This window comes from Methylobacterium sp. WL12 (assembly GCF_008039475.1).
GTDB lineage: Bacteria > Pseudomonadota > Alphaproteobacteria > Rhizobiales > Beijerinckiaceae > Methylobacterium > Methylobacterium cerastii.
The window spans coordinates 1-11,841 of sequence record NZ_VRUW01000113.1; the positions used below are offsets into that span (position 1 = coordinate 1).

The 11,841-nt window shown below is 71.7% G+C and carries 9 protein-coding genes; 2 read left to right on the forward strand and 7 right to left on the reverse strand.

The genetic code is table 11. The annotated features are described in order from the left end of the window. Window positions 1–158: 158 nt before the first annotated feature. Both FV226_RS24875 and FV226_RS24880 read left to right on the forward strand, forming a co-directional pair. Window positions 159–464 (forward strand): hypothetical protein, encoded by a 306-nt coding sequence (locus tag FV226_RS24875; protein WP_147765021.1) that lies wholly within the window; start codon window positions 159–161, stop codon window positions 462–464. Between the two features lie 133 nt (window positions 465–597). Continuing rightward, window positions 598–1,788 carry an iron-containing alcohol dehydrogenase gene (locus tag FV226_RS24880; RefSeq protein ID WP_147765022.1) on the forward strand — a complete coding sequence of 397 codons (1,191 nt, stop codon included), beginning with the start codon at window positions 598–600 and terminating at the stop codon, window positions 1,786–1,788. A 154-nt stretch (window positions 1,789–1,942) separates the two neighbouring features. Here the strand turns inward: FV226_RS24880 and FV226_RS24890 are convergent, their stop codons facing one another. From FV226_RS24890 to ftsH, 7 genes are all read right to left on the reverse strand, one after another. Then, entirely contained in the window at window positions 1,943–2,536 is a 594-nt protein-coding gene (locus tag FV226_RS24890) for a DUF2147 domain-containing protein (protein ID WP_147765023.1), read from the reverse strand. 9 nt (window positions 2,537–2,545) lie between these two features. Continuing rightward, window positions 2,546–5,635, reverse strand: a complete 3,090-nt coding sequence (locus FV226_RS24895; protein WP_147765024.1) for an efflux RND transporter permease subunit — start codon at window positions 5,633–5,635, stop codon at window positions 2,546–2,548. A gap of 45 nt (window positions 5,636–5,680) precedes the next feature. Beyond that, entirely contained in the window at window positions 5,681–6,931 is a 1,251-nt protein-coding gene (locus FV226_RS24900) for an efflux RND transporter periplasmic adaptor subunit (protein ID WP_147765025.1), read from the reverse strand. Beyond that, window positions 6,928–7,563 carry a TetR/AcrR family transcriptional regulator gene (locus FV226_RS24905; protein ID WP_147765026.1) on the reverse strand — a complete coding sequence of 212 codons (636 nt, stop codon included), beginning with the start codon at window positions 7,561–7,563 and terminating at the stop codon, window positions 6,928–6,930. Before FV226_RS24905 ends, FV226_RS24900 begins: the two co-directional genes overlap by 4 nt. After that, window positions 7,560–7,832 carry a hypothetical protein gene (locus FV226_RS24910; RefSeq protein ID WP_238272802.1) on the reverse strand — a complete coding sequence of 91 codons (273 nt, stop codon included), beginning with the start codon at window positions 7,830–7,832 and terminating at the stop codon, window positions 7,560–7,562. The genes FV226_RS24905 and FV226_RS24910 overlap by 4 nt, the downstream gene beginning before the upstream one ends. Window positions 7,833–8,154: 322 nt before the next feature. Continuing rightward, on the reverse strand, window positions 8,155–9,495 hold the full coding sequence (gene glmM, locus FV226_RS24915) for a phosphoglucosamine mutase (protein ID WP_147753241.1): 1,341 nt from the start codon (window positions 9,493–9,495) through the stop codon (window positions 8,155–8,157). 264 nt (window positions 9,496–9,759) lie between these two features. Further along, window positions 9,760–11,682 (reverse strand): ATP-dependent zinc metalloprotease FtsH, encoded by a 1,923-nt coding sequence (ftsH, locus tag FV226_RS24920; protein WP_147728678.1) that lies wholly within the window; start codon window positions 11,680–11,682, stop codon window positions 9,760–9,762. Between the last annotated feature and the right edge of the window lie 159 nt (window positions 11,683–11,841).

Consider the following 11,841-nt stretch of genomic DNA (forward strand, 5'->3'; position numbering starts at 1 on the left):
CTGCCGAAGGCGAAGCCGCCATCCGCACCGTCGTCGATACCGCCCGCCTCACCGGCGCCAGCCCGTTCCGCACCATCCTCAAAACCGTCGGCGCCTAAACCTCACGATTACGGGGGTGGGTAATTACGGAGCGGGTCGCGATCAGCGGGTATTACTGCGTGCGGGGCGCCTTCTGCGCCGAGCCGATCGCGGCGCGCGAGGCCGTCGAGGTCTGGATCGTGTCGGCCGCCTTCGCCGAGTCCGCGGGTCCGCCGGCCATGACCACCCGAGGCGCATCCCTGATCGCAAGCTGCCGGGGCCGGGCGATCTACGGTCTGGCCTCCCGCTACGCCGGAGAGGCGATCGACTTCGATGGCGGCTTCACGGGCAGCTCCACCGAGACGTCCCGCATGCCGCCTGCGTCCGGCGACCTGCCGGTCTCGTGGCAAACTTGGCGGCAGGACGTGGGAGCGGTCGTCCGGTGATCCCATCCGCCTGCGCGACGCGGCGGTTTTTCCGCCCGGATCGTCCACGGAGCCGGGCCGGCTCCCGCTGGCGAACGATCCCGGGCGCTGTAGGCTGGCGCGGCGAAACACCCTTCCGCCGAGGCGCCCGGCCATGACCCCGTTCCTGTTCCAGACCACGCCGAACCTGCTGTTCGAGGCCGGGGCGGTCGCCAAGATCCCCGACCTCGTCGCCGGGCTCGGGGCGAAGAACGTCCTGCTGGTGACCGACCGGGGCGTGCGCGCCGCCGGCCTGACCCGGGGCGCGGAAGCGGCGCTCGCCGAGGCCGGCTGCCGGGTCGCGGTGTTCGAGGACGTGGTCGCCGACCCGCCGAGCCACGTGGTGGAGGCGGCGGCCGCCTTCGCGCGGGCGTCGGGCAGCGAACTGGTGCTGGCGATCGGCGGCGGCTCGGCGCTCGACACCGCCAAGCTCGTGGCCTACCTCGCCCGCTCGCACGAGGCCCTCGATGCGATCTACGGCGTCGGCCTCGCCAAGGGCGCGCGCCTGCCGCTGATCCTGGTGCCGACCACCGCCGGGACCGGCTCGGAGGTGACGCCGATCGCCATCGTCACCACGCCGGCCCAGGAGAAGAAGGGCGTCGTCGCCCCGCGCCTGCTGCCCGACTGGGCGGTGCTCGACCCGGAGCTGACGCTGGGCCTGCCCGCCGCCGTCACCGCGGCCACCGGCGTCGACGCGATGGTGCACGCGATCGAGGCCTATACCAGCCGCCACCGCAAGAACCCGATCTCCGACGGCCTCGCCCGGCAGGCGCTCGGCCTGCTCGCCTGCCACATCCGCACCGCCTGCGCGGACGGCGGCGATGTCGAGGCGCGCTCCGGGATGCTGCTCGGGTCGATGCTCGCCGGCATGGCCTTCGCCAACGCGCCGGTGGCGGCAGTGCACGCGCTGGCCTACCCGGTCGGCGCGCTGTTCCACGTGCCGCACGGGCTCTCGAACGCGCTGGTGCTGATGGGCGTGCTGCGCTTCAACCTGCCCGAGGCGCAGGCGCTCTACGCCGAGCTCGCGCCGATCCTCGACCCGGACGCCCGCGACCGGCCCGACGCCGAGGCGGCCGAGCGCTTCGTCGCGGCGCTGGCCGCGATCTGCCGCGATTGCGGCGTCCCGGCCTCGCTGTCGGCGGTCGGCATCGCGGAATCCGACCTCGATCGCCTCGCCGACGACGCGATGAAGCAGACCCGCCTCCTGGTGAACAACCCGCGGACGCTGACCCGCGCCGACGCGCGCGCGATCTACGCGGAGGCGCTGGCCGGCACGGCCGCGATCCAACCCACGCCCTCGTCCTGAGGCGCCCGCGTCAGCGGGCCTCGAAGGAGGCCTCGAGGGATCGCGCGGACGGCTGGAGGGCTCCTTCGAGGCGGCCGCTTCGCGTCCGCACCTCAGGATGAGGGCGGTGGGTGGGTCGAAGCGCGCCGTCGCCGTTCGTGAGACCGCCGGGCCGCTACTTCGGCGCCGGCGCGCCCGCGGGCTTGGCGGACGGCCTCGGCGCGGCTCCGGGCTTGGGCGCCCATTCGGGGTCCGAGCGCGGGCCGCCGGGGGTGTCGGTGGCGGCGGTGATCTGACCGGGGACCACGTCGCCCACCCGCGTCCAGGTCTGGGTCTGGCACAGAACCGAGAGCAGGCAGCCCTTCACCGACAGCTCGGCCGGCGTCTCGCTCCAGATGGTCACGTCGTAGGACTTGCCGTTGTCGCCGTTGTAGATCTTGCCGGCGAAGCGCCCGTCGTCGTTCTTCTTCAGCCCGAGGATCATCTGGTGGCCGAGGAGCGGCCGCGCCTGGCGCTTCGGGTCGGGGTTGTAGCGGTCGATCTTCGGCTTGCCGTCCTCGCCCAGCGGCTTCGAACCCCAGACGACGTAGCCGCAGAGGTTGGCGCCGCCCGGCCCGCAATGCTCGGTCCGCACGCGGGCACGCCCGTCCTCGGTGAACCAGGTGCCGGTGGGATCCGCCGCGGCGGCCGGGTTCGCGCCGAGGGCGGAGGCTGCGGCGGCGAGGCCGAGGAGGGCGAGGGTCGAGACGCGGGCGGAACGGACTGGCATTCGGTTTCCTCAAGGCGAAGGGGACGGATGGGCCTGCCCGGCCTCGTCGCGGGCGCCGACGAAGCGGCCGAACACCCGTCCGAGGACCCGGCTCAGGCCCTCCATCAGCAGGAACAAAGCCGGCACGAAGACCAGCGAGAGCAGGGTCGAGACGATCAGTCCGGCGATCACCGCGACCGCCATCGGCGCGCGGAACTCGCCGCCGACGCCGAGCGCCATGGCGGAGGGCACCATGCCCGCGGCCATGGCGATCGTGGTCATCACGATCGGGCGAGCGCGCTTGCGGCCGGCCTCGACGATGGCGGTGACGGCGTCGACCCCGCGACCCATCTCCTCGACGGCGAAGTCGACGAGCATGATCGCGTTCTTGGTCACCAGCCCCATCAGCATCAGGATGCCGATCACCACCGGCATCGAGATCGGCATGTTCATCACCAGGAGCCCCAGGATCGCGCCGCCGATCGAGAGCGGCAGCGAGAACAGGATCGTCAGCGGCTGCAGGAACGAGCCGAACAGCAGCACGAGCACGGCGTAGACCATCATGATCCCGGCGCCCATGGCCAGGAGGAAGCCAGAGAACACCTCGCCCATGATCTCGGCGTCGCCGGTCTGGCGGATGGTGACGCCCGGCGGCAGGGACTTCGCCGTCGGCGTCTCCAGCGCCTGGGCGATGAGGGAGCCGAGCGCGTCCGAGCCCTCCATGTTGGCCTCCACCGCGACGCGCACGACGCGGTCGTAGCGGTCGATCGCGCCCGGGCCCTGGTCGAGCTCGATGTCGGCCACCGCCGCCAGCGGCACCGCGGTGCCGTTCTTGGCCGGCACCTTCAGGTTCTCCAGCCGCGAGACCGCGCCGCGGGCGCTGTCGGGCAGCTGCACCCGGATCGGGACCTGGCGGTCGGCGGCGTTGAACTTGGCGAGGTTCAGGCCGATGTCGCCGATCGTGCCGACGCGGACCGTCTCGGCGATGGCGTCGGTGGAGACGCCGAGGTCGGCCGCCACCCCGGGCTTCGGCCGGATGCGGACCTCGGTGCGGTTCAAGGGCGCCGTGGACATCACCGCGACGAGGTGCGGGATCGCGGCCATGTCGCGCTGGAGTTTTGCTGCAACCTCGGCCACCACGGCGGCGTCCGGGCCGCCGACCACCAGGGCGAGGTCGCGCTGGCCGGAATCGCGCAGCGACCAGGAGCGGATGTCGGGCTCCTGCCCGATCAACGCGGCGATCTCGGTCTCCAGCGCGGCCTGCGACTTGGCGCGGGCGTTCTTCGGCGTCAGGTTGACGGTGAGCGTCGCCAGCCGCGTCTCCTTCTTGCCGCCGACCTGCCGGCCGCCGTCGACGAAGACCGACACCACCTCCGGCAGGGCGCGGATGCGGGCGACCACCCGGTCCGACACGGCGACGGTGTCGGCGAGCCGCGCGCCGGGCGCCAGCTCGAGCATGAACAGGGTGCGGGCGTTGTCCTGCTTCGGCACGAAGCCCGAGGGCAGGAGGCCGGTGGAGGCCAGCGAGCCAGCAAACAACGCCAGCCCGACCATGAGGGTGATCACCCGGTGGCGCACCGACCAGCCGACGAGGCGGCCGTAGGCGCGCATCACCGGCCCCTCGCGCGCCTCCACGTGGGCGTGGTCGCGCAGGAAGTAGGCGGCGAGCATCGGCGTGATCAGACGCGCCACGAGCAGCGACATGAACACCGAGACCGCGATGGTCAGCCCGAACTGGATGAAGTAGCGCCCGGCGATTCCCGGCATGAACGACACCGGCGCGAACACCGCGATCAGGGTCGCGGTGATGGCGATGACGGCAAGGCCGATCTCGTCGGCGCCCTCGATCGCCGCGCGGTAGGGCGACTTCCCCATCCGCATGTGGCGGACGATGTTCTCGATCTCGACGATGGCGTCGTCGACCAGGATGCCGGTGACCAGCGTGATCGCGAGCAGGCTGATGCCGTTCAAGGTGAAGCCGAGCGCGTCCATCGCCCAGAAGGTCGGGAACACCGAGAGCGGCAGCGCCAGGGCCGCGATCAGCGTCGCGCGCCAGTCGCGCAGGAACAGGAACACCACCAGCACGGCAAGCGCCGCCCCCTCGATCAGGGTGTGCATCGCCGAATCGTAGGAACCGATCGTGGCCGAGACGGACGAGTCGATCTTCTCGAACCGGACGTCGGGATAGCCGGTCTCGAACTCGGCGATCTTGCGCTCGACGCCCGCGGCGACCTCGGCGTCGCTCGCGCCCGAGCCGCGGGAGACCGCGAAGGCCACAACCGGGCGCCCGTCGAAGCGGGCGAAGGTGCGCGGCTCCTCGATCGCGTCGCGCACGGCGGCCAAGTCGTCGAGCCGCACCTTGCGGCCGCCGGGCAGGACGATGGAGGTGGCCTTGAGGTCGGCGAGCGTCCGCGCGGCGGCCAGCGTCCGGATCGACTGCTCGCGGCCGCCGACCTCGCCGCGCCCGCCCGCCATGTCGGCCGAGGTGAGGCGCAGCTGCCGGTTCACGTCGGCCGCGGTGATGCCGAGCGCCAGGAGCCGGTCGGGCTGGAGTTCGATGCGCATCTCGCGCGCCACGCCCCCGACGCGCTCGACGCCGCCGACGCCCTTCACCCCCTGGAGGATGCGGGCGAACTTGTCCTCGACGAGCCAGGACAGCTCGGCCGGGCTCATCGCCGGCGCGGTGACGCCGTAGATCAGGATCGGCAGGCCGGCGATCTCGACGCGGCTGATCACCGGCTCGTCGATGGTGCGCGGCAGGTTGATGCGGATCTTCGAGACCGCGTCCTTCACGTCGTTGACGGCCCGGTCGGTGTTCACCTCCAGCCGGAACTCGACGGTGGTGACGGAGGAGCCCTCGGTGATCGCCGAGGTGATGTGCTTGACCCCGCGCACGCCGGCGATCGAGTCCTCGACCCACTTCGTCACCTGGGTCTGAAGCTCGGACGGCGCGGCGCCGCTCTGCGTGATCGCCAACGAGACGATCGGCACGTCGACGTTCGGCATCCGCGTCACCGCGAGCCCGCGGAAGCTGACGAGGCCCAGCACGATCAGGACGAGGAACAGGACCAGCGGCCCGATCGGGTTGCGGATCGCGTAGGCCGAGACGTTCAGGCGCATCGGGCGGCCGGTCCTTTTCGGGCGTGCGGCGGGGACGGGTTCAGATCACGGGGCGTCGGCGTCGGCGTCGGCGCTCGCCTCGGGCGACGGCGCTTCGGCCAAAGCCGGGGCGACGGCCGCCAACGGGACGGGGCGGACCTTGTCGCCGTCGCGCAGGAAGCTGCCGGCGCGGGCGACGACGCGCTCGCCCTCGGAGAGGCCGCCGCGGATCTCGATGTCGTCGTCGTCGGACAGGCCGGTGCGGACCGCGCGGGCCTCCACCGTGTCGCCGGCGACCACGAGAACGCTGCTGCGCGCCGGCCCGCCGTAGAGCACGGACGCCTGGGGCACGGTGACGCCGCGGGTGCGGGCGATCTCGACCGCGCCGCGGGCGAAGGTGCCGATGCGAAGCCGCGGGTCGGCGTCGAGGCGGACGCGGACCTTGCCGAGCCGGGTCGCCCGGTCGACCTCCGGGTAGACCGCGCGGACGCTGCCCTGGACGCGCGCGCCGGCGCCGATGTCGATCCAGGCCGGCCGGCCCTCCCGCAGGAGCGGCAGCTTGGTCTCGACGATTTCGCCCTCCAACTCGATCTCGCCCCGTGCGATCAGGCGGAACAGCGGCTCGGCCGCGGACGAAGCGGTGATGCCGACCCGCGCGGTGCGGCGGCTGACGACGCCCGCTTCCGGGGCGCGAATCTCGGTGCGAGCGAGCCGCAGCTCCAGCTCGTCCCGCACCGCCTTGGCCTGGGCGAGCTCGGCCTTGGCGATGACGAGGCCGTTGCGGGCGAAGGCGCGCTTGCCCTCGGCCTGGCGCATCGCCGAGGTGCGCCCTTCCAGGATCACCGCGGTGCCGTTCCCGGTCTGCATCAGCTGCTTGGCGCGGTCGTAGGCGAGGCGCGCCTCGAGGCCTGCCGCTTCCGCCTGCTCGATGGTGCTCTCGGCCTGCGGCACGGCGGCGGTCGCCTTGTCGACGAGGGCGGCCTGCTGGGCGATCTGGCGGTCGATCAGGTCGTGCGACAGGCGGGCGAGCACCTGGCCGCGGGCGACGCGGGCGCCCTCCTCGACCAGCACCTCGGTGACGCGGTAGCCGTCGATCTCCGGGGTGATCAGGATTTCGTCGCGCGGCACCAGCGTGCCGGTGACGACGACGCTCTCGACGATCTCGCGGCGTGCCGCCTCGACCACGCTCACCGCGGGGGCGGGCGCCGCCTTGACCGGCGCCGGGGCGGTTCCGGCTTGCGCCGGCAGGGGTAGCGCGAGGGATACGACGAGGGCGGCGAGCCCGAAGTGGCGGGCGCCGGGCGCGGAAAACGTCATCGGCTGGGCTCCGCGGAGGAGGTCGGGGCGAGGGGAAGGCGCCCGTCCAGGCCCGCCTCGAGCAGGGCGAGGAGCTGGGCGACGGATGCCGCCGGGTCGTAGTCGGGCAGCAGCGCGCGATCGACGACGATGCCCTTCATCAGGGGACCCAGCAGGGCGTAGAGCGCGACCGGATCGCAGGCGGGAGACCGCGCCAACACGCCGAAGGTCTCGACGAACCAGCTCCGCGCCTCGGCTTCGCCCCGCGCCGTCATCGCGGCGATGGCCGGGTTGCGGGTCGCCTCGGACCAGATGTCGATTCGCAGGATCGCGGTCTCGCGGGTGATCGAGACGAAGTAGCGGGTGACGATGCCGAGGAGCGCCGCGCGGCGGTCGCCGTCGCGTTCCAGCTCGGCCACCAGGCGGGCGCCGCGGGCGCGCTCGCCCTCGGCGAGCCCGAGGACGAGGTCCTCCTTCGAGGCGAAGTAGCGGTAGAAGTTGCCCGGGCTCATCGCCGCCTCGCGGGCGAGGTCCTGCATCGTGGTGCGGTGGAAGCCGTTGCGCACGAAGCAGGCCTCGGCGGCCGCCAGGATGTGCTCGCGCCGGGCCGAGGGCTCGATCCGCGCCGCGACCGCTGCGCCGCCGGCGCTCATCGTGCGAGGCTCGCCGTGAGCTCGTGCGGAACGATGCGGCTCGCATCCTTGCCCGTCGGGACGCCCGCGCAGGCGGCGGGCCGCAGGTCGAGCCCGGCGCAGGACCGCGCCTGCCAGCCGGCGGGGCCGGCCCCGGTCCAGCCGATCAGCGCGACCCAGCCGAGGCCGAGGAGCGCGGCGACCGCGAGGTTGGTCGGGGTCGCGACGGCGCGAAGCTCCGCGAGGCGGGGCGCGAGGTCGGAGCGGCTGTCGGAAACGGAAACGCCCATGGCGGACTCCTGCGTACCGAGCCGGTATAATGAACGTTCATTCCCGAGTCAATGAACGTTCATTCTCAAGCTCGATGGCGAAGGATGCGCTTCGTCGACCGAGAGCCTCCTCTCCCCGCGGGCGGGGAGAGGCCCGCACGGACCTCGCCGTCCGTGCGGGAAGCGAAGGCAAGGCCGTAGCGCCGGTGAGGGGGTGCCAACGGACAAGCCTCCTTCGGCCAAGCCCCCTCACCTTCGGCTACCGCCTCGCTTGGCCGACGACGAGGTCGGCCAAGCCCTCTCCCCGCCTGCGGGGAGAGAGGATGCGCGCAAGCCGACCGGCTCAGGCGGCGGCGCGCGTCACCGCATCCACGACCTCGTCCACGACGTCGTTGACGAGGCCGCGGTCGTCGCCCTCGGCCATCACGCGGATCACCGGCTCGGTGCCGGAGGGGCGGATGACGAGGCGGCCGCCGTTGCCCAGGCGCTCGCGGGCGTGCTCGATCGCAGTGACGACGCTGTCGGCGCGCAGGGGCTCGCCCGAGCGGTAGCGCACGTTCTTCAGGATCTGCGGCAGCGGATCGAAGCAGTGGCAGACCTCGCTCACCGGCTTTTCGCTGCGCTGGACCACGCTCAGCACCTGCAACGCGGCCACCAGCCCGTCGCCGGTGGTGGCGTAGTCCGACATGATGATGTGGCCGGACTGCTCGCCGCCGAGGTTGTAGCCGTGCTCGCGCATGTGCTCGAGCACGTAGCGGTCGCCCACCGCCGTGCGCGCGAGCGAGAGGCCGATCCCGCCGAGGTAGCGCTCCAGGCCGAGGTTGGACATGATCGTGGCCACGATGCCCGGCTGGGTCAGGAGGTCGTCCTCCTTCCACGAGCGGGCGACGACCGCCATGAGCTGGTCGCCGTCGACGACCTGGCCCTTCTCGTCCACGATCAGCACCCGGTCGGCGTCGCCGTCCAGCGCGATGCCGATGTCGGCGCGCAGCTCCCGGACCTTGGCGACGAGGGCGGCCGGCGCCGTCGAGCCGACGTCGCGGTTGATGTTGAAGCCGTCGGGCTCGACGCCGATGGCGATCACCTCGGCGCCGAGCTCCCAAAGGGTCTCGGGCGCGACGCGGTAGGCGGCGCCGTTGGCGCAGTCGACCACGATGCGCAGGCCGTCCAGCGTCACGTTGCGCGGCAGCGAGCGCTTGGCGAACTCGATGTAGCGGGCGTGCACGCTCTCGATGCGCTTGGCCCGGCCGAGCGACATCGAGCCGGCGAGCTTGGTGTGCAGCTCGCTGTCGATCAGCGCCTCGATCTCGCGCTCGATCGCGTCGTTGAGCTTGAACCCGTCGGGCCCGAACAGCTTGATGCCGTTGTCCTCGAACGGGTTGTGCGAGGCCGAGATCATCACGCCGATGTCGGCGCGCATCGAGCGGGTCAGCATGGCCACCGCCGGGGTCGGCATCGGCCCGAGCTGCAGCACGTCCATGCCGACGGAGGTGAAGCCGGCGATCAGCGCGGTCTCGATCATGTAGCCCGAGAGCCGCGTGTCCTTGCCGATGACGACGCGGTGGCGATGGTCGCCGCGCTGGAACACCAGCCCCGCCGCCTGGCCGACCTTCAGCGCCAGCTCCGGCGTGATCACCCCGTTGGCCCGGCCGCGAATGCCGTCGGTGCCGAAATACTTTCTCACGAAACTCTCCGTCCCCTCGGGCGCGCGACCTTTCGGTCAACCTATCATCGATCGCGCGGCGAGCGCAGATCGCGTCCCGTTACAGTGAATCGACGCCGTCATCGCGCAGCTTGTCTCATCGCTGCTCCGCAGCGTGGCGCCGACCGGCCCCCTCTCCCGGACGCGACAGGGGACCCGCGCGCCCTCATCCATCGAATGGGCTAACCGCCCAAAGAAAAGGGCGCCGCAATGGCGCCCTCTTCGTCGGCCGACAGATCAGACCGATCAGCCCTGCGGCTGAGGCTCCAGCCCGCCGTCGCTCTCCTTCGGCCGGCCGCGGCCGGCGGAGGGCACCGAGGAGCCGCGGGCCGGGGTCGGCGGCACGTCGCCGCCGTCGCGGACCGGGGGACGGCCCTTCAGCAGGTTCTTGATCTCGTCGCCGGACAGCGTCTCGTATTCGAGCAGCCCTTGCGCCAGCGCCTCGAGGTCGTCCTTCCTGTCGGCGAGGATGCGACGGGCCTCCTCCAGGCCGGTCTCGACGAGGCGGCGGACCTCCGCGTCGATCTTCTGGGCCGTCGACTCGGACACCGTCTGCTGGCGGCCCATCGACATGCCGAGGAAGACCTCGTCGTTGTTGTCGCCGTAGGCGACGGTGCCGAGCTCAGGGCTGAATCCCCAGCGCGTGACCATCATCTTGGCGAGGCGTGTCGCCTGCTCGATGTCGGACTGCGCGCCCGAGGTGACCTTGTCGGGGCCGAAGGTCATCTCCTCGGCGATGCGGCCGCCCATCATGATGGCCAGCCGCGAGGTCATCTGCTCGAACGACATCGACAGCTTGTCGCGCTCGGGCAGCTGCATGACCATGCCGAGCGCACGGCCACGCGGGATGATCGTCGCCTTGTGGACGGGATCGGTGGCCGGCACGTTGAAGGCGACGATGGCGTGGCCGCCCTCATGGTAGGCCGTGAGCCGCTTCTCGTCCTCGGTCATGACGAGGGTGCGCCGCTCGGCGCCCATCATGACCTTGTCCTTGGCGTCCTCGAACTCGTGCATCGTGACGATGCGCTTGCCGCGACGCGCGGCCAACAGAGCCGACTCGTTGACGAGGTTCATCAGGTCGGCGCCCGAGAAGCCGGGGGTGCCGCGGGCGATGACCTTGAGGTCGACGTCCGGCGCCAGCGGCACCTTGCGGACGTGGACGCGCAGGATGCGCTCGCGGCCGGTGACGTCCGGGTTCGGCACCATGATCTGGCGGTCGAACCGGCCGGGACGCAGCAGGGCCGGGTCGAGCACGTCGGGACGGTTGGTCGCCGCGATGATGATCACGCCCTCGTTGGCCTCGAAGCCGTCCATCTCCACGAGCAACTGGTTGAGGGTCTGCTCGCGCTCGTCGTTGCCGCCGCCGAGGCCCGCGCCGCGATGGCGACCGACCGCGTCGATCTCGTCGATGAAGATGATGCAGGGCGCGTTCTTCTTGGCCTGCTCGAACATGTCGCGGACGCGGCTGGCGCCGACGCCGACGAACATCTCGACGAAGTCCGAGCCCGAGATGGTGAAGAACGGCACGTTGGCCTCGCCCGCCACCGCGCGGGCGATCAGGGTCTTACCGGTGCCGGGGGGGCCGACGAGGAGCACGCCGCGCGGGATGCGCCCGCCGAGCCGCTGGAACTTTTGGGGATCGCGCAGGAATTCGACGATCTCCTGCAGGTCTTCCTTCGCCTCTTCCACGCCGGCGACGTCATCGAACGACACGCGCCCATGCGCCTCGTTCAGCAGCTTCGCCTTGGACTTGCCAAAGCCCATGGCGCGGCCGGCGCCCGACTGCATCTGCCGGGACAGGAACACCCAGGCGCCGATGAAGACGAGGATCGGCAGCCAGCTGACCAAGAGCTGGATGAACCAGGGGGTGTTGTCGGACGGGGGGCGCGCGGTGATCTGCACGCCCTTGCCCGAAAGCTTCGAGACGAGGCCGGGATCGTTCGGCGCATAGCTGGTGAAGCTGCCGCCGCCGACATACGAGCCGGACACGTCCTGGCCCGAGATCACCACGGACTGGATCTTGCCGGCGTCGGCGTCGTTGAGAAGCTGGCTGTAGGCGATCTCGCTCCCGCCGCCGCGGTGACCCGGATTCTGGAACAGGGTCACCAGGGCCAGGACGAGGAGGAAGATGACGACCCACAAGGCAAAATTGCGAAAATTCGGGTTCATCGATCAATCCCTGGGGCGTGTGGGCCGGCTGCCCGCCGCTGCGGGTTCGTCCGCGCACGCCGAGCCAATGTAGGCAGAGCCCTCCCCCTTGCCAAGTAAGCCGGGCGCCCCTGCGGCAAGGCTGTCAGTGGCAAGGCTGTCGGGGGCAAGGCTGTCGGG